This window comes from Allobosea sp. P1_B10 (genome assembly GCF_056406735.1).
This window is the reverse complement of the sequence record NZ_JBFTZP010000004.1, coordinates 33,359-50,204: the sequence shown is the minus strand read 5'-3', so window position 1 is coordinate 50,204 and position 16,846 is coordinate 33,359. Positions and strand designations below refer to the sequence as shown.

Below are 16,846 nucleotides of genomic sequence, written 5' to 3'. Positions count from 1 at the left end.
CAGCCGCAGGGAATTGCGCGGTGACCAGTGCTACGGGCGCGTGCGATCTCAGTTCTTCGCCAGGCCGAGATCCCGGAGAATGCCGTTTCCGCGCTCGGAGAAGGTGGTCACATAGGCCTTGAAGTCCTCCGGCTTGTCCCAGAGAGGTGTGATGCCGCGATTCTCCATGGCCTTGCGAACCTCGGGGCGCTGCATCGTGCGGGCGGCGGCGTCGAACAGGATCTTGCGGCGGTCCGCGGGGATGCCCTTGGGACCCGCCAGCGCAAACCAGTTCTCATAGGTCCAGTCGAGGCCGGCCTCCTTTGCGCTCGGCACATCTGGGAAGCTCGGATGCCGCTGATCGGTCATCAGCAGGATCGTGCGCACGCGGCCTGCATCCAGCATCGCCTTGGCCTCGATGGGCGAGCCGGTGAAGACGTGCAGGCCGCCGGCCACGAGATCGTTGAGGGCCGGTGCGCCGCCATTGCTGGGAACCCATTTCACGGCATCCGGTGCCATTCCCGCTGCCTTGAGCAGGCCGCCGGACGCGATGTGCCAGGATCCGCCGACACCTGTGCCCGACCCCAGCAGGGTGCCCTTGGGGTTATCCTTCACCGCCTTCAAATAGTCCGCGATGGTCTTGTAGGGGCCGTCGGCCTTGACAGTGACACCGGCCGGGATGACAGAGACGCGGGAAAAGGCATCGACGCTGTCGATCGTCAACTCGCCCAGACCAAGCGTCTTGAAGAAGGTAATCTCCGGGCTGATGCCGCCTAGGACGTAGCCGTCGGGAGCTGCGACGGCGATCGCGGTGTGACCGGTGATGCCCCCGCCGCCGGTACGATTGACAATATTGACGGGTTGTTTCAGCTCGGCTTCGAAGCCGGCGGCGAAGATCCGCATCACCGAATCCATGCCACCGCCTGCCGCCCAGGGCACGATCACCTGAACGGGACGATCAGGAAAAGCCCATGACGGGCCGGCGGCGAGAAAAACTGCTGCCATGCCGATGGCGGCCTTTACGACGAATTTCATGTTTCCCTCCCCGGGGATCGGCCGCGCCATTGTCGGGCGGTCCATCCAAGAGACTAACATCTTCCTCTGCGTTAGGTCTTCTGCATACAGCATGCATTATACGGACCTGCCCCAGACCTTGCATGCAACGCGGCGGTCGTTCAGGCGCCCGCCTTGCCCTGTTCCTCACCGTCGACCGCGGCTTCGCGCTGCTGCGACAGCGCGGCGACCAGCGCCGAGAGACCGCCGCGAACATGCTGGCGTAGCGCATTGCCGGAACGCTCGGAGTCGCGGGCCGCCAGGGCGTCGAGGATATGCTGGTGCTCCTCGATCGCGGTCTTCCAGCGCTTGGGCCAGAGGTTGGAGGAATAGCGGGCTCGATCCACGCGCAATGCCAGCTGCTCCCAGACCGAAAGCAGCACGGGGTTTGCCGCGAGCTCGACGATCTTGCGATGAAATGCCTTGTTGGCCTCGAAATAGCCCGGCAGCTCGTCGCGCGCATGGTGGAGCAGCATGCGGTAATGCAGCAACCCGATCTCGGCCACGGACTCATCGGTCGCGTTTTTCGCCGCCAGCTCGCCAGCCAGCCCCTCGATCACCGTAATGACGTCGATCAACGCGTTGACGTGATCGGGATCGAGCTCCGAGACGACGGCCGAATGGTTCGGCAACGCGTGAAGCAAGCCGTCCTGGATGAGGATCTTGATCGCCTCGCGGACCGGCGTGCGCGAGACCGCAAGCTGCTCGCAGAGCGACCGCTCGTTCAGCTTTGAGCCAGGAGCGAGCACACCTGTGACGATCAGGTTTCGGAGTTGACCGACGACATTGGCGAGCACCGCGCCTTTCCGGCGTGTGCCGTCTTGGGTCGGCGCTTGCGCGAGCAGTGCCGCAAGCGGCGTCGTCGCCGGCGATGTGATCATGGCTTGGGGCACATTCCGTAGAGCGGCTTGACTGGGCTGACTTCTTGCATGCAACTTTGCCCGCCTTCAAGAGCGGGCAACGCGCCCGGCAGCCGAACTGGACTTTCGACATGCAGATCATCGACCTCTCGATGCCCATCGGGCAGCATTTCCGCTGGCCGGTCGAGCTCGGTATCAAAGGCGATATCGCCAAGGGCGACCAGTTCCGCGTCTCGCGTCTCTCAGCCACCTGTCACGGCTTTTCCCACGTCGACGCCACGGCGCATTTCGTCGCCGGCGGCCCTACCATCGAAACGACGCCCCTGTCCGCGGTGGTCGGCGCTTGCCGCGTACTGAACCTCAGCGCGCGGCCGGCAAACGCAGCGATCGAGCCTGAACACCTGGCGGCGGCGGACCCAGGCGGCAAGGAGGGGGAAATCCTGCTGCTCGCCGCCCACTGGTCGGACCGTCGCGACTACAACGATCGAAGCTTTTGGACCGAAGCGCCCTGGCTCAGCCGTGCCTCGGCGGAATGGCTGGCGGGGCAGAAGCCCAGCGCAGTCGCCTTCGACTTCCCGCAGGACTATCCGATCCGCCTGCTCCTCGATGGCAGGGAAGTTCCCAAATCCGAGCATGTCACGCATGACGTGCTGCTCTCGAACGGCGTGACGCTGATCGAGTATGTCGTCAATACGAGCCGCCTCAGCGCGCCTCGCAACCTGTTCTCCGCAGCGCCACTGCTGATTCCGAACGCAGATGGTGCACCTGCGCGCTTCTACGCGATCGAGGGCCTTCCGGTCTAACGGGACCGACGGGCGTTCTCAAGCGACTGTCCGTGTTTGACAGGTCAACGTGACGCAGTATGCTGCATACAGACAAATAACACCGGGCGGTTCAGCGCCTCGGCCGAGGGAAACAAGGAGTAGGCGATGGTGATGAACCCCGCCCTGCTGGCCCACGGCCGGCAGCGTTCTGGCCTGCTTTTGGCAAATCGGCGGGTAGCGACATGAGCGGTCGCCTCCGCTCCGGCCTGCTGCGCAGTGTCGAAAATCTGCTCATCATCGGCTTCGTCGCCATGATTGCGATGGTCTTCGGCAATGTCGTGCTTCGCTACGTCTTCCAGTCCGGCATCACTGCATCCGAGGAGTTGTCGCGGTTGCTTTTCGTCTGGCTGACCTTCGGCGGCGCCTTTCTGATGGCGCGCGAAGGCGGCCATCTGGGCATGACGACGATCGTTCTCGCACTTGGGCATACGGGCCGCTGGTGGTGCCGTTTCGCTGCCGAATGCCTCTCGCTGCTATGCATGGGATTGCTGGTGGCCGGCAGCTGGACGCAGACGATAATCAATGTCGACAACCACGCACCTGTCACCGGCATTCCGCTCGCGATGACATATCTCGCCGGCTTGGTCTGCGGACTCTGCATCGGCGCGCTCAACCTGCTCACGATCGTGGCGCTGCTGCGCGGGCGCATTAACGACGATGCGCTCGTCAGCGGTGCTGAATCGGAAGAACTCACAGCCTTCGAAGCGCAGCACCGCCCGGACGGCCGGACATGACGATCCTCGTCTTCCTGGGTTCACTGCTCGGAGCCATGGGGATCGGGATGCCGATTGCCACGGCGCTGCTGATCTGTGGCGTGGCCCTGATGATCCAGCTCGACAGCTTCGATCCGCAGATCCTCGCTCAGAACCTGGTCGCGGGCGCGGACAGCTTCCCGCTGATGGCAGTGCCATTCTTCATGCTCGCGGGCGAGTTGATGAATGCCGGCGGGCTTTCCCGTAGGATCATTGCGCTCGCCGTGGCGCTTGTCGGTCATGTCCGCGGCGGGCTCGGCTATGTCGCCGTGTTGGCGGCACTGGTGATGGCGAGCATTTCCGGATCGGCGGTCGCCGATACAGCCGCCTTGGCGGCGATCCTGCTGCCGATGATGCGCCAGGCCGGCTACAACATGCCGCGCGCGGCCGGATTGATTTCGGCCGGCGGCATCATCGCACCTGTCATCCCGCCCTCGATCGGGTTCGTGGTCTTCGGCGTCGCCGCCGGCGTCTCGATCACGCGGCTCTTCCTCGCCGGCATCGTCCCGGGCCTGCTGATGGGGCTCGCGCTCGTCATCACCTGGTGGATCGTGGCTCGCGACGAGCCGGTCGCGCGGGCCGAACGGGCAAGCCTCAGGGAGATCGCGAAGGTCGCGTTCGACGGCATCTGGGCGCTGGCACTGCCGGGGCTGATCATCGGCGGGATGAAGGCGGGCGTCTTCACGCCGACGGAAGCTGCCGTCGTGGCGGCCGTCTACGCTGCCTTCGTGGGCGCCTTCATCTATCGCGAATTCAAGCTCGAACACCTGCGGCCGGCGTTGCTCAGCGCCATCAAGACCTCCGCTGCGGTGATGTTCCTGGTCGCGGCTGCAATGGTCTCGGCCTGGCTGATCACGATCGCCGACATCCCCGGCCAGGTCGCGACACTGCTGGGGCCGCTGCTCAACAACAAAACGCTGCTCATGCTGGCGATGATGGCGCTGGTCGTCGTCGTTGGAACGGCGCTGGACTTCATCCCGACCGTGCTGATCCTGACACCGGTACTGATGCCGATCGTCAAGCAGGCCGGCATCGACCCGGTCTATTTCGGGGTGATGTTCATCATCAACAACGCAATCGGCCTGCTGACCCCGCCTGTTGGCACTGTCTTGAACGTGGTCTGCGCCGTCGGACGCATCCCCATGGATCGCGTCATCCGTGGCGTGATGCCGTTCCTGCTCGCGCAGGTCGTGCTGCTCTTCCTGCTCATCCTCGTCCCGGAGATCGTCACGGTCCCGGCGCGCTGGCTGTCAGGACGCTGAAGCCTGCAAAACAGAAAAACTCTGGAGGATGCCCCATGACCCTCAGCAATCCATTTCCGACCCGTCGCGGCGCACTTGCGGGCGCAGGCGCCGGCATCGGCCTGTTCATGATCGGCCGCCCTGCCCTGGCCCAGACCACACGGCTGCGCTTCGCGCATCCCCACCCGGAGGCTGATAGCTGGCACAAGGCTGCGCTGCTGTTTGCCGAGCAGATTAAGAGCCGGAGCCAGGGGCGTTACGAGGTCCAGGTCTTCGCCAATGGCTCGCTGGGCTCCGATGCCCAGACGATCAGTGCCGTTCGCGGCGGTTCGCTGGACATCTGCCTGACTGGTAACCCGTTCTTCACGGGCCTTGCGCCGAAGCTCAACGTGCTCGACCTTCCCTTCCTGATCCAGAGCCGCAAGCATGCGGCCGCCGTGATGGACGGCCCGATCGGCGAAGGGCTGCGGCGCGAGCTCGAAGGCTCCAATCTCAAGGCGCTGGCGACCTGGGAGATCGGCTGGCGCAACCTCACCAACAACCGCCGCCCCGTCGCCACGGCCGCCGACATCAAGGGCCTCAAGATCCGCACGACGCCGAACCCTGCCCATATCAAGGCCTTCCAGTTGCTCGGCGCCGTGCCGACGCCCATGGCCTTCACCGAGCTTTTCACGGCGCTCGAGACCGGCACTGTCGACGGTCAGGAAAACCCGGTGACCCTGATCCTCAACGCCAAGTTCAACGAGGTGCAGAAGCACCTCTCGCTCACCCGGCACGCCTTCACCACCGGCCCTCTCGTGATGAACAAGGCAAAGTTCGATGCCTTCCCGGCCGATCTGCGCGAGGTGTTCGTCAAGACGGCCGTGGAGATTGCGGGCACGCAGCGCCAGATGAACGAGGACACCGAGGGTTCGAGCCTGGCCGCTCTGAAGAGCGCGGGCATGCAGGCGGTGGAGACCCCGGACCGCGAATCCTTCGCGAAGATCGTGACTGCCGAGGTGGAGAAGGATTTCGTCGGCAAGTTCGGCAGCGAGACGCTCGACGCGATCAAGAAGGCCGCTGCCTGACGCGCATCTCGCCGCGGGCTACCGCATCGTCGGGAACCGGTCCGCCTCCCTCGCGAACGCGAATGGAGGCGGACACAGACGATATCGTGCTGACGGCACTGTCGAGCGCACGGGAGCTCGCGCACGGAGTGACCGGCGGCGCTGCCCTATGTCCGCGGGGATCCGAGCGGATGTGGGACGGCCAGGCGAGCGTGAAGTTCCTAAGGGTTACGTTGCGCTAGCCAAAGCGATTGACGCTTTTAAGTCTTGCATGCAAGCTTTCTGGCGATCCCGCAGAGGGTCGTCGGTGCGCACGATGCGCGCTCGCAAAATATGCCGCGACGCATGCCCAGGCAGGGACCGGAAACGCAATGATTTTACGCCATACGACCCTATCGTCGTCAGGGCTGGCGCGAGCCTCGACGCTGCGACCGCGCCACCCGGCGGCTCTGAGCACGTGCCGGTGAGCCGATGCAGCACTGCGTCCGTCGGGAAGGAGTGGTGTCCTCGACGTTTCCTCTGCCCACGCGGTCAACCCGCACAGCGGTGTGGCGCACGATGGCGTCGCCAGGTTCAGGATGATCTCGATGGCGAAGAGGCCTTCCGTCGGGAAGGTAGATCGGGGGCGTGCGTCCGCACACTGTCGATCGCGCCCTGAAGCCGTCATTCCATCGCAGCCGTTTCGCCCCCGAGGGCATGACCGAGCAGGGCCGCGCGATGTCGCCCGATCATTGTGCGGCTCGCTTCCGACGAAGCCTCGGTGATGACCACCTCGGTGATCACTGCCGATGGCGGCACGCGCCTGTGGCAACTGAAGGACTGACTTACATGGCAAAGCCGCGCATCGGCTTCATCGGCATCGGCATTATGGGCGAGGCGATGACGCGCCGCCTGCTGGATCTCGGCTACGAGGTGACGGTCTGGAACCTGGAGCCCGAGCGGCTCGACACGGTGGTACCCCATGGCGCCAGGCCCGCCGCCTCGCCGGCCGAGGTCGCCGCAGCGAGCGACGTCGTGATGCTCTGCGTCCTCCACATGGCCGCGGTCGAGCGCGTCGTCTTCGCCAAGGACGGCGTCGCCGTGGGCGGACATTCGACGAAGCTGGTGATCGACCTCTCCACCGCCGATCCGGAAGGCACCCGGCAGGCGGCGGCACAGCTCAAGGCGCTGACCGGTGCCGGTTGGGTCGATGCCCCGGTCTCTGGCGGGCCGCAGCTCGCGCGCACCGGCGGCATGACAGTGATGGCCGGCGGCTCGGAAGAGGATTTCGCGGCAGCCAGGCCGTTGCTGGAGCAGATGTCGGCCAATCTCACCCTGATGGGCCCGGTCGGCGCCGGCCAGACAACGAAGATCATCAACCAAGCGATCGTCGGCACCGGCTATGTCGTGATGGCTGAGGCGCTGATGCTGGCGGAAGCCGCAGGGATAGACGCCGCGCGCCTGCCGCAATGCCTTGCCGGCGGCCACGCGGATTCCAGCCTGCTGCAGCGGCTCTATCCGCAGATGCAGCAGCGCGCTTTCGAACCACCAGCGAGCTATGCCCGCCAGTTGCTCAAGGACCTCAAGGCCGTGAAGGCTTTTTCGCGGGATCTCGGGCTCGAGCTGAAGGTCATCGAGCAGGGTGTGCAGCGCTATGGCGAATACGTCGCGCTCGGCCACGAGATGAGCGATTCCGCCGCGGTGGTGAAACTCTACGAACACGAGGCGCGCGAGCGCGGACAAGGCTGATGACGACTGAATTGCAGCAACCGGCGCGGGTGATCGACGCCCACCACCATGTCTGGGATATCGCCAGCAATTATCACCCCTGGCTGTGCGACGAGCCGCCGATCCCCTTCCGCTACGGCGACTACTCCGGCATCCGCCGCAACTACATGCCGGCCGATTATCGCCGCGACACGGCCGGCTGGCCGGTCGTCGGCTCGATCTATGTCGAGGCCGAGTGGGAGCGCTCCAACGCGCTTGGCGAAAGCCGCTGGATTGCAGCGATCGCAGCCGAGCACGGCTTGCCGTCGGGCGTTGTCGCATGGGCCGATCTCGCCGCGCCCGAGGCGCCCGAACTGCTGGCCAACCATGCCGCGATCCCGATCGTGCGCGGCATCCGCCACAAGCCGACCGCCGCCGCGACGCCGCAGGAGGCCAAGCGCGGCCTGCCCGGCTCGATGGACGATCCCGCCTGGCGCGAGGGCTATGCCCATCTCGACCGCAACGGCCTGTCCTACGACCTGCAGACGCCCTGGTGGCATCTCGACGCCCTTGCTGAACTCGCCCGCGACGTGCCCGGGACGCAGATCATCATCAACCACACCGCCCTGCCCTCCGACCGCAGCCCAGAGGCGCTGAGCGGCTGGCGCAAGGCGCTGGAGCTCGCGGCGGCGCAGCCCAATGTCGCGCTGAAGATCTCCGGCATCGGCCGCCCCGACACGCCCTGGGCGGAAGCCGGCAACGAGCCGATCATCCGCGACGCGATTTCTATCTTTGGCGTGGATCGCTCGATCTTTGCGAGCAACTTCCCAGTCGACGGGTTGGTCGGCGATTTCGACACTATCTTTTCGGGCTTCCTCGCCGCGACCTCGGACCTGACAGAGGCCGACCGGGCGAAGCTGTTCCACGACAACGCGTCAAGGATCTACCGGCTCTGAACCCAGAGGCGGCCAACAAGCGGGAATGAACGCCTAGCAACCATAACGGGAGGATGCCATGAAGAAGCGCGACGCCTTGAAGACGCTGGCCCTGGGCCTGACTATCGGACTTGGTTTCTCCTTCGGACTGGCATCGCCCGCCGCGGCGCAGGTCACCATCCGCTACGCCCATGTCGGCTCCGAAGGCGACATCCAGTACTGGTACGCCGAGGAGTTCGCCAAGCGGGTGAACCAGCGCACGGAGGGCCGGGTCAAGGTCCAGGTCTTCCCGAACTCGCAGCTCGGCGGCGCGCAGGAAACCGTCGACGGCGTCCGCAGCGCCGCGATCCCGATGGCCCATCACGAGTTCGCCTCGCTGGCGCGCCTCCAGCCCGATATCGCCGTCTTCGCGGCGCCGTTCAACTACCGTGACGGTCCCCATGCGATGACGGCGACCGACCCCGCCAAGTCGGAGGTGATGAAGGAGCTCTCCGACAAGCTCGTCACCTCCGCTAATATCCGCATCATCGGCCGGCTCTATCGCGGCGCCCGGCAGATGACGGCCAAGATGCCGGTCTATTCGCCGGCCGATCTCAAGGACAAGCGCTTCCGCGGCGTGCCGCTGCAACTCTGGACCACGATGATCAAGGGCATGGGAGCCGTGCCGACCCCCGTCGAGGTCGGCGAACTCCCCACCGCCCTGATGACGGGCATGGTCATCGGCCAGGAGAACCCCCTGACCATGATCAACGCCAACAAGCTCTATGAGGTGCAGACGCACGTCATGCTGACGAGCCACATGCAGAACGTGCTGCCGGTCTTTATCAACGAGAAGGTCTGGCAGTCGGTCCCCGAGAAAGACCGGGCTATCATGGCGGCGACAGCAGCCGAGATCGGCGATGAGACGCTCAAGCTCGGGCTCGAGGCCGAGGTCAGCCTGATCGAGGAACTGAAGAAGAAGGGCATGAAGTTCGTCACCGAGGCTGACGGGCTGAAGGTCGAGGAATTCCGCAAGGCCGTCGGCGCGCAGGTCCGCACCGACTTCCCGAGCTGGGGGCCCTATATCGAGCGCATCGCCGCCGTGAAGTAAGGGCCTGAAGCCCCTCAGACGGCCGGGCGGCCTTGGCGCCGCCCGGATCCCACGGCAGCGCCCTTGCGACTGCCGCGCCCGATCCCGCCAGCCGCGAGACCTTCCCGATGCACGCCAAGAGTATCGTCCCGGACGCCCCTGTGGCACCGGTGGCCGTCGACAGCCGCACCTATGCCATCGACCGCGGCCTGGAGCCGCTGCGCTGGCTCTTTCGCTGGGGCAGCCTCGCCATGCTGGTCGCGATGGTCGTGCTGCCCTTCATGCAGGTCATCGCCCGCGAGATCTTCGGCTCGCCGCTGATCGGGGCCGAGGAGCTGGCGCGCTTCATGCTGATCTGCACGGTTTTCGTCGCGCTGCCCGTAGTGGCCGCCGGCGGCGCGAACATCCGGATGGAGGAGATCCTCTCGCTCTTCCCGGCGCGCTTCGTCCGCAGCGTCAAGATCGCCGTCGCGATCATCGCGACCTGCACCTTCGCGACCGCCGCCGTCGCCAGCGTGATCGCGATCGCGAGCAACCTCGACAACGCCACGCCGACGCTCGGCATGCCCTATTGGCTCTTCCTCGGCGCGGCCTGCGTCAGCTTCACGATGACGACGGTCGAATGTGTCGTCCAGTTGCTCAAGGTCCTGCAGAACAAGCCGCTCTACATCAGCTTCCCGCAGGAAATGGAGCCCGAGGAAGAGCTCGACCTGCCCCCAGAAATGAAGATCTGAGCGAGAACCGCGATGTCCCTGATCGTCATCCTCGCCTTCGTCGCGCTCTTCATCTTCGGCTTCCCGGTCGTCATCGCCATCGCGGTGCCTGCCCTGCTCTATGTCTTCTTCGCGGGCTTCCCGATGGAGCTGATCGCGCAGCGGATGACCTATGCGCTGGATTCCTTCCCGCTCGTCGCCGTGCCGGTCTTCATCTTCGTCGGCAGCCTGATGAACCAGAGCGGCATCACCAGCGACATCTACCGCTTCGCCCACACCGTGGCGGGGCGCGTCCCCGGCGGCCTGGCGCAGGTCAATGTCATCGGCTCTCTGATCTTCTCGGGCACGTCGGGCGCGGCGCTCGCCGATATCGGCGGCCTTGGTCGCATCGAGATCCGCGCCATGGTCAATGCCGGCTTCACCCGCGCCTACGCCGCCGCGATCACGGGCGCGTCGGCCGTGGTGGGGCCGATTTTCCCGCCCTCGATCCCGATCATCATCTACGGCTCGGTCGCCTCGGTCTCGATCGTGCAATTGCTTGTCGCGGGCATCATGCCGGCGCTGCTCTATGTCGCGCTGCTGATGCTCACCGTGGCGTGGCTGGCGCATCGCCATGGCCATCCGCGCTCGAAGGCCTGGCCGAAACTGAGCGAGGTCTGGTCGACCTTCCTGCCGGCGGCGCCTGCGCTGTTCACGCCGATCCTGCTCGTCGGCGGCATGCTGCTGGGTGTCTTCACACCGACGGAGGCCGCCTCCGTTACCGTCGCCTACATCCTGGTGATCACCTTCGTGTTCTATGGCGGCATCAGCTGGGCGCGGCTGCGCTTCGCGCTGTTCGACACGGTCAAGACGACCTCGGCAGTGCTGATCATCGTCTCGGCTGCCGCCCTGTTCGGCTGGATCCTCACCGTCGAGCAACTGCCGCAGACCTTCACCCGCGCGATCCTCTCGCTCTCGACTGATCCGATTGTGCTGCTGCTGATCGTCAATGCGCTGCTGCTGGTCGTCGGCATGTTCCTGGACAGCACGACGGCGACGCTGCTGGTCGCGCCGCTGGTCACCGCGCCGCTCGTGCTGGCGGGGGTCGATCCCGTGCATCTCGGCATCATCTTCATCTTCAACCTGATGATCGGGCTGCTGACGCCGCCGATGGGGCTCGCACTCTTCCTCCTCGCCGACATCGCCAAGACGCCGATGCCGGCGATCTTCAAGGCGCTGCTGCCGTTCTACATCCCGCTGTTCGGCGCACTGGCGATCATCACCTTCTTCCCCGAACTGACTCTCTGGTTGCCGAAGATGCTGCGTTAGCCGGACGAATGGATTGCGCGCCGCCCCGGGGACGGCAGCCTGCTCCAAGCAGAGGAACGTTCCGGCATACAGCACTGGCGAGGACGGACGGGACCTTCAGCTTGCCGCCTGCTCGGCTGGTCAGACCCGGGCAGATTCGATGACGTCCAGCCGTGGAGGCTTGGCAACTGCGACGCCCGCGGCTGCCAAGGCAAAGGCAGCGCGCAGGCAGATATCCTCGCGCCACGGCGGCGCGATGAGCTGCACGCCGATCGGCAGACCGTCCCCAAAAACAGGCACCGCAACAACCGGCAGGCCGACGCAGGAAATCGGCTGCGTGAACAATCCAAGGTTGGGGCGAAGGGCGACGGACTCGCCTCGCAGCTGCATGGTCTTCTGGCCGATTTCCGGCGCGACGCAGGGCGTCGCGGGTGCGATTATGAGATCGACCGTCTCAAAGAGCCGCATCATCGCGTCATGAAACCAGCGCCGCGCGCGCTGGGCCTGGAGATACCAGGCCGTAGGCTGCATCGCCCCGGCGAGAAACCGGTCGCGCGTCTCCGGGTCGAAATCGTCGGCACGGTGCCGAAGCCGCGAGAGATGGAAAGCCGAGCTTTCGCCATTCGTGACCAGGAAAGCCGCCGCCCGCGCGATCCCGGCGCCGGCGATGTCGATCACTCGCTTCGTTCCAAGTGCCTGAGCAACCGCGGCAACCGCGGCGCCCGCCTCCGGCATCGCATCCGTCGAGAAGTAGCCGCCTGCTATCGCGATGCGCAGGTTGGACACGCCGCTGTGCAGCGTCGGCAAGGTGGGCTCGACAGGCCCTCGCCGGCAGGCGGGGTGATGCGGGTCCGCGCCTTGCATGAGGTCATAAGCCAATGACAGATCCGTCACGTCCCGCGCGAACGGGCCTAGATGGTCGAGTGAATCGCAGAAGGGAAAGCTGCGCGTTCGTGGCAGCCGGCCATAGGTCGGCTTCAGCCCGAAGATGCCGCAGAAAGAACTCGGTACGCGTATCGAGCCGTTGGTGTCTGATCCTAGCGAGATCGGCGCGAGCCCTGCCGCCGTTGCGGCACCTGATCCAGAGGACGATCCGCCAGCCATGCGCGACAGGTCGTGGGGATTGCGACAGGGTCCGTCATGAGCGTTCTCGCCAGTGAAGTCGTAGGCGTACTCGCCCATGTTGAGACCGCCCAGCAGCACGGCGTCGGCCTCGGTCAGACGCTCGATCAGCACGGCGTCGCGCGAGGCCGACGGGCGCTCCCGGTTGATCTTCGCGCCTGCGCGTGTCGGCAGGCCAGTGATGTCGAACAGGTTCTTCGCGGCAAAGGGCACGCCGGCGAGCGGTCCTAGCTTCTCCCCGGCCGCCCGCCTGACGTCGATCGACCGCGCCTGCGCCAATGCCCGTTCGGCCGTGATGTCGGTGAAGGCAGCATGAGGGCGATGACGCCGAACCAGCACAGGATGACGACGATAAGCCCTGTCGCGGCCGAATAGCCGATGCGCCCGCCCATCGCCTTCCAGCCGGGATGGCCGATATAGACCGCATTGATGAAAGGGTTTCCCATCAGGCAACCGATGAGGCTGACGACGCCATCGGCTGTCAGCACGCGCGTGGTGTGCACGCAGACCTCGGTCGTCACCCCGCTGACGAGCAGCGTCTCGATGCCGCGATTGCGCAACATCAGGTCGAGATCGGTCTGGTAGAACGCGCCCTTGCCGGGCTTGTCGATCACCGGCTCCGCTGGCAGGGGCCTGAGCGCCGGCACGATGTCGTGGCCCGCCTCGCCCCGGATCAGGATGCGCCCCATTGGACCTGCCGCACCGATGCACGTGGCTGGATCGCCCCGCAGGACCTTGGCGCGGGGCGCATCCGAGAGATCTGGGCGGTGTCCCTCTCGCGTATGGATGACCAGCATGCCGGCGGCCCGCGCGCCTGCGAGCATCGCCCTGCATGGCGCGATCGCAGCCGCAAGCAGCGAGACATCGTTGCCCAGCGCCGCGCCGAAACCGCCAGGCTCCAGAAAGTCCCTCTGCATGTCGATGATCACGAGCGCCGTGCGCGCGAAATCCACGCTGATCGCGAAGGGTTCGGCTGGAATATCGCACCGGCTCATACAGGACGCTCCCGTCGCTGGCGAACGGAACGAGCTTTGCAAGGGGCGTGCCTGACTGCGGATCTGAGGACGTGACGAAAGATCGAGCGTGCAGAAAGTGCGCTAACGCACTGATATTGTTGGATACGATAATGCTGCAAAGAGAGGAACACTTTCGGCCCTGGCACTCCGGTGGGGCCAAGTGACATGCGCCACAACCAATATGCATAATCTTTGTATGCATCACGCGGGCTAATGCCCATTCGATAGGCTTTTGAACCGCGAGGCCCTGCCGTGACGACCGTGACCACGCTTCTTGCCGATCATCTCGAGGGTCTCCGCACGCTCCCGGAAACCATCGCTGCGACCTATGCCCGCCATCGCGTCCATGGCGATGTCGCGATGTTCATCACTCTTCGCCCGGAGGAACAGGTGCTGGCCGAGGCGGCGCGGCTCCAGGCCGAGGGAGCGATGGGACGCAAGCTCTGGGGCGTGCCGGTTGCGGTGAAGGACAACATCGATGTCGCCGGCCTGCCTACGACCGCGGCGTGCCCCGCCTTTTCCTATCTCCCTGCCGCCGATGCCTTCGCCGTGGCGAGGCTTCGCGCGGCGGGCGCGATCATCATCGGCAAAACCAACCTCGACCAATTCGCCACGGGGCTGAACGGCACCCGCTCGCCGTATGGCGTGCCGCGCAACGCGCTCCGGGCCGATCTCGTGCCAGGCGGCTCCAGTTCGGGTTCTGCATGTGCGGTTGCTGCGGGAATCGTCCCTGTCGCGCTGGGCACCGACACCGCCGGCTCCGGCCGCGTGCCGGCTGGGCTGCAGAACCTCGTCGGCCTGAAGCCCAGCCTCGGCCTGGTCTCGACGACCGGAGTCGTTCCCGCCTGCCGCACGCTCGATTGCGTTTCCGTTTTTGCACTGACGGTCGATGACGCGTCGGCCATACTCGAGGTGATCGCCGGTCCCGACGCGGCCGCCCCCTTCTCGCGAGCCGTGCCGCAGGGGCGTATCGGCGCGCAGCCAAGCCATATCAGGCTCGCCATTCCCCGTTTGGCCGACCTGGACTTCGATGGCGATCGGGTCGCGGCAGACAGCTTTGCCCTCGCGGTGACGCGCGCGCAGTCGCTTGGCGCAACCATCGTGCCACTCGACATGACGCCATTCTATGAGACCGCGCGCCTGCTCTATGACGGTCCCTGGGTGGCAGAGCGCTTCCTCGCAATCCGAGATGTGTTGGCAGAGGATGCGGATGCGGTCCTTCCGGTGATCAGGCAGGTCATAACCGACCGGCCCTTGCCCGATGCTGCGGACACTTTTTCCGCGCAGTATAGGTTGGCCGAACTCGCCCTCGCTGCCAAAGCTGCGCTGAAGGGCATCGACGCCATGATGGTGCCGACTGCCCCACGCGCTGTGACACTCTCACAGATGGCAGCAGATCCCGTCGGCCAGAATTCGCTGCTCGGCCGCTACACCAATTTCGTGAACCTGCTCGATATGTGCGCGCTTGCTGTTCCGGTCAGCCTGGCCGGGGACGGCACAGCGGCAGGAGTCACTTTCATCGCGCCGTCGGGTCATGACGCCGCGCTTGCCAGCTTCGGCCGAGCTTTTCACCAGGTGTCGGGGCTGACGATGGGCGCGAGCGAGGCGCCGCTGCCTCCGCTCACGGCACTTCCTGTGTCCGCGTCGCCCGGCCAAATCGAGATTGCGGTCGTCGGGGCGCATCTCTCGGGCATGCCGCTCAACGGCGAATTGACCGCCCTGGGCGCGACGTTCCTGCGTGCCTCGACGACGACCTCCAACTACCGCCTCTTCGCCTTGCCCGGAGGCCCGCCGTCGCGACCGGGGCTGATCCGGGTCAATCAAGGCGGCGGCGCCATCGCGCTCGAGGTCTGGGCCATGCCTCCCGAGGGGTTTGGCCGGTTCGTCGCCGGCATTCCCTCGCCCCTGGGCATCGGCACGCTCGCGCTCGCCGATGGTACGAGGGTCAAAGGCTTCCTCTGCGAGCAGATCGCGACCGAGGAGGCGTGCGATGTGACAGGGTTCGGAGGCTGGAGGGCCTACGTCGCGGCGGCAAACGCTAAGACGCTCCCGCATAGTTCCTGAAGGCGTCGCGGACGATGCCGATATGGGCGCGCATCGCCTCGATCGCGCCGACCTGATCGCCGCGCAAGATCGCCTGCACGATCAGGTCGTGTTCCTGATAGGAGCCGCCGAGCCGCCCTGCCGCCCGGAACTGGGCTCTGCGGAACGGCGCGACGCGGGCGCGCGTCATCAAGGTCATCTCGGCCAGGTAGCCATTATGCGATCCTGTGTAGATCGCGGCATGGAAGGCCTCGTTGGTCTCGTGGTAGCGCAGCGGGTCGCCTTCGTGGACGAGCGCGCGGAGGGCCTGGTGCAGCGCCTCCAGCCCCCGCCTCTCCGGAACGGTCATGTTGCGGGCGGCAAGTCCGGCGCAGAGGGCTTCCAACTCAGCCATGGCCTCGAACATGTCATCGAGTTGCCGGGGTGTCGGAAGGGCTACGACTGCGCCGCGATGCGGCCGGACGCTGACCAGGCCCGAGGCAGAAAGCTGGCGGATCGCCTCGCGAACGGGGGTTCGTGAGACTCCGAAGCGCGCAGCTAGATCCTGCTCGTCGAGCGGCGAGCCCGGTTCGAGCGCGCCGGAGATGATCTCGTCGGCGATCTGAAGGCGCAGTGCCTCCGTGCGGGTCCTAGGCTGCGTCGTTGCCGTCGATCTGGCTGGGAGGGGGCGCGGCGGCATGACATCAGGACTGGACAGCAGGCGGGTTCGCAGATGCCTGCATAACAGGCATTGCGACGGCGGTCATTGTCCCAGGCAAACTCAGTCGGCGATCACGCTGACATGCGCGGCAACGACCCGCCAGCCTTCCGGGAACTTGACCCAGGTCTGACTCTGCCGACCGACTTTTCCGGGCATGCTGTCGCGTCGGAACAGCGTGTTGGCGGTCGCCATGGCGTCGCCATAGCTCGTGATGACCGTCCTTTCGAGCTTGCGTTCCAGTCCCACGGAAGAACGGGCCGACCGGAAGGCTGCGATCTCGCCGTGGCCATAGAGGTTCTCGGCCACGCCGTAGCGCAGCGTCAGCGGAGTATCCTTGAAGAGCGCGTCCAGCGTCGCAACGTCATTGCTAGTCAGCGCCTTTTCATAGACGGCAAAGGCAGCCTCGACTTCGGCGAGCACGGCAGGGTCGTTCATCTTCATGGATTGTCTCCAGACCTCCCCATGCTGCCGCCCGACAGATGGAGAGCATGCATAGCCATGCTGAAATTCCGCGTCATGC

The 16,846-nt window shown here is 65.6% G+C and carries 16 protein-coding genes; 10 read left to right on the top strand and 6 right to left on the bottom strand.

The features are described 5' to 3' along the window. Positions 1-48: 48 nt before the first annotated feature. Together AC1D2L_RS10940 and AC1D2L_RS10935 are read right to left on the bottom strand one after the other, a co-directional pair. Entirely contained in the window at positions 49-1,014 is a 966-nt protein-coding gene (locus AC1D2L_RS10940; RefSeq protein ID WP_476845900.1) for a Bug family tripartite tricarboxylate transporter substrate binding protein, read from the bottom strand. Positions 1,015-1,154: 140 nt separating this feature from the next. Beyond that, the gene (locus AC1D2L_RS10935) at positions 1,155-1,913 is read right to left on the bottom strand and encodes a GntR family transcriptional regulator (RefSeq protein ID WP_476845899.1); all 759 of its coding nucleotides are present in this window, start codon (positions 1,911-1,913) and stop codon (positions 1,155-1,157) included. Positions 1,914-2,023: 110 nt separating this feature from the next. On the opposite strand from AC1D2L_RS10935, the gene AC1D2L_RS10930 reads away from it, so the two are divergent. The 9 genes from AC1D2L_RS10930 to AC1D2L_RS10890 all read left to right on the top strand — a co-directional run bounded on the left by AC1D2L_RS10930 (position 2,024) and on the right by AC1D2L_RS10890 (position 11,466). Next, entirely contained in the window at positions 2,024-2,695 is a 672-nt protein-coding gene (locus AC1D2L_RS10930; RefSeq protein ID WP_476845898.1) for a cyclase family protein, read from the top strand. 203 nt (positions 2,696-2,898) lie between these two features. Then, positions 2,899-3,450 carry a TRAP transporter small permease gene (locus AC1D2L_RS10925; RefSeq protein WP_476845897.1) on the top strand — a complete coding sequence of 184 codons (552 nt, stop codon included), beginning with the start codon at positions 2,899-2,901 and terminating at the stop codon, positions 3,448-3,450. Beyond that, entirely contained in the window at positions 3,447-4,730 is a 1,284-nt protein-coding gene (locus tag AC1D2L_RS10920; RefSeq protein WP_476845896.1) for a TRAP transporter large permease subunit, read from the top strand. The genes AC1D2L_RS10925 and AC1D2L_RS10920 overlap by 4 nt, the downstream gene beginning before the upstream one ends. A 35-nt stretch (positions 4,731-4,765) precedes the next feature. Then, positions 4,766-5,776 carry a TRAP transporter substrate-binding protein gene (locus AC1D2L_RS10915; RefSeq protein WP_476845895.1) on the top strand — a complete coding sequence of 337 codons (1,011 nt, stop codon included), beginning with the start codon at positions 4,766-4,768 and terminating at the stop codon, positions 5,774-5,776. 807 nt (positions 5,777-6,583) lie between these two features. Next, entirely contained in the window at positions 6,584-7,483 is a 900-nt protein-coding gene (locus AC1D2L_RS10910; RefSeq protein ID WP_476845894.1) for an NAD(P)-dependent oxidoreductase, read from the top strand. Beyond that, complete coding sequence (locus AC1D2L_RS10905) at positions 7,483-8,397, top strand: amidohydrolase family protein (RefSeq protein ID WP_476845893.1); 915 nt, start codon at positions 7,483-7,485, stop codon at positions 8,395-8,397. Before AC1D2L_RS10910 ends, AC1D2L_RS10905 begins: the two co-directional genes overlap by 1 nt. 58 nt (positions 8,398-8,455) lie before the next feature. Further along, positions 8,456-9,466 (top strand): TRAP transporter substrate-binding protein, encoded by a 1,011-nt coding sequence (locus tag AC1D2L_RS10900; RefSeq protein ID WP_476845892.1) that lies wholly within the window; start codon positions 8,456-8,458, stop codon positions 9,464-9,466. 107 nt (positions 9,467-9,573) lie between these two features. After that, the gene (locus tag AC1D2L_RS10895) at positions 9,574-10,179 is read left to right on the top strand and encodes a TRAP transporter small permease (RefSeq protein ID WP_476845891.1); all 606 of its coding nucleotides are present in this window, start codon (positions 9,574-9,576) and stop codon (positions 10,177-10,179) included. Positions 10,180-10,191: 12 nt separating this feature from the next. Beyond that, positions 10,192-11,466 (top strand): TRAP transporter large permease, encoded by a 1,275-nt coding sequence (locus tag AC1D2L_RS10890; RefSeq protein WP_476845890.1) that lies wholly within the window; start codon positions 10,192-10,194, stop codon positions 11,464-11,466. Positions 11,467-11,586: 120 nt separating this feature from the next. Here the strand turns inward: AC1D2L_RS10890 and AC1D2L_RS10885 are convergent, their stop codons facing one another. Then, positions 11,587-12,846, bottom strand: a complete 1,260-nt coding sequence (locus tag AC1D2L_RS10885; RefSeq protein ID WP_476845889.1) for an AtzE family amidohydrolase — start codon at positions 12,844-12,846, stop codon at positions 11,587-11,589. Continuing rightward, positions 12,795-13,562 carry a cysteine hydrolase family protein gene (locus AC1D2L_RS10880; protein WP_476845888.1) on the bottom strand — a complete coding sequence of 256 codons (768 nt, stop codon included), beginning with the start codon at positions 13,560-13,562 and terminating at the stop codon, positions 12,795-12,797. Before AC1D2L_RS10880 ends, AC1D2L_RS10885 begins: the two co-directional genes overlap by 52 nt. A gap of 273 nt (positions 13,563-13,835) precedes the next feature. Between AC1D2L_RS10880 and atzF the strand changes: the two genes are divergently transcribed. Further along, a complete protein-coding gene (atzF, locus tag AC1D2L_RS10875) occupies positions 13,836-15,647 on the top strand; it encodes an allophanate hydrolase (RefSeq protein ID WP_476845887.1) in 1,812 nt (603 codons plus the stop codon). On the opposite strand, the gene AC1D2L_RS10870 is transcribed toward atzF, so the two are convergent. After that, positions 15,622-16,305, bottom strand: a complete 684-nt coding sequence (locus tag AC1D2L_RS10870) for a GntR family transcriptional regulator (RefSeq protein WP_476845886.1) — start codon at positions 16,303-16,305, stop codon at positions 15,622-15,624. The two genes, atzF and AC1D2L_RS10870, sit on opposite strands and share 26 nt — an antisense overlap. 81 nt (positions 16,306-16,386) lie before the next feature. Further along, positions 16,387-16,767 carry an oxalurate catabolism protein HpxZ gene (gene hpxZ / locus AC1D2L_RS10865; RefSeq protein ID WP_476845885.1) on the bottom strand — a complete coding sequence of 127 codons (381 nt, stop codon included), beginning with the start codon at positions 16,765-16,767 and terminating at the stop codon, positions 16,387-16,389. Positions 16,768-16,846: the final 79 nt, after the last annotated feature.

What these genes read in the sequence shown, in the direction of transcription:
- AC1D2L_RS10940 (WP_476845900.1), bottom strand. Translation starts at nt 1,014, where the DNA reads ATGAAATTCGTCGTAAAGGCCGCCATCGGCATGGCAGCAGTTTTTCTC.
- AC1D2L_RS10890 (WP_476845890.1), top strand. Translation starts at nt 10,192, where the DNA reads ATGTCCCTGATCGTCATCCTCGCCTTCGTCGCGCTCTTCATCTTCGGC.
- AC1D2L_RS10895 (WP_476845891.1), top strand. Translation starts at nt 9,574, where the DNA reads ATGCACGCCAAGAGTATCGTCCCGGACGCCCCTGTGGCACCGGTGGCC.
- AC1D2L_RS10910 (WP_476845894.1), top strand. Translation starts at nt 6,584, where the DNA reads ATGGCAAAGCCGCGCATCGGCTTCATCGGCATCGGCATTATGGGCGAG.
- AC1D2L_RS10880 (WP_476845888.1), bottom strand. Translation starts at nt 13,562, where the DNA reads ATGAGCCGGTGCGATATTCCAGCCGAACCCTTCGCGATCAGCGTGGAT.
- AC1D2L_RS10915 (WP_476845895.1), top strand. Translation starts at nt 4,766, where the DNA reads ATGACCCTCAGCAATCCATTTCCGACCCGTCGCGGCGCACTTGCGGGC.
- AC1D2L_RS10925 (WP_476845897.1), top strand. Translation starts at nt 2,899, where the DNA reads ATGAGCGGTCGCCTCCGCTCCGGCCTGCTGCGCAGTGTCGAAAATCTG.
- AC1D2L_RS10870 (WP_476845886.1), bottom strand. Translation starts at nt 16,305, where the DNA reads ATGCCGCCGCGCCCCCTCCCAGCCAGATCGACGGCAACGACGCAGCCT.
- AC1D2L_RS10920 (WP_476845896.1), top strand. Translation starts at nt 3,447, where the DNA reads ATGACGATCCTCGTCTTCCTGGGTTCACTGCTCGGAGCCATGGGGATC.
- AC1D2L_RS10900 (WP_476845892.1), top strand. Translation starts at nt 8,456, where the DNA reads ATGAAGAAGCGCGACGCCTTGAAGACGCTGGCCCTGGGCCTGACTATC.
- AC1D2L_RS10905 (WP_476845893.1), top strand. Translation starts at nt 7,483, where the DNA reads ATGACGACTGAATTGCAGCAACCGGCGCGGGTGATCGACGCCCACCAC.
- AC1D2L_RS10935 (WP_476845899.1), bottom strand. Translation starts at nt 1,913, where the DNA reads ATGATCACATCGCCGGCGACGACGCCGCTTGCGGCACTGCTCGCGCAA.
- hpxZ (WP_476845885.1), bottom strand. Translation starts at nt 16,767, where the DNA reads ATGAAGATGAACGACCCTGCCGTGCTCGCCGAAGTCGAGGCTGCCTTT.
- AC1D2L_RS10930 (WP_476845898.1), top strand. Translation starts at nt 2,024, where the DNA reads ATGCAGATCATCGACCTCTCGATGCCCATCGGGCAGCATTTCCGCTGG.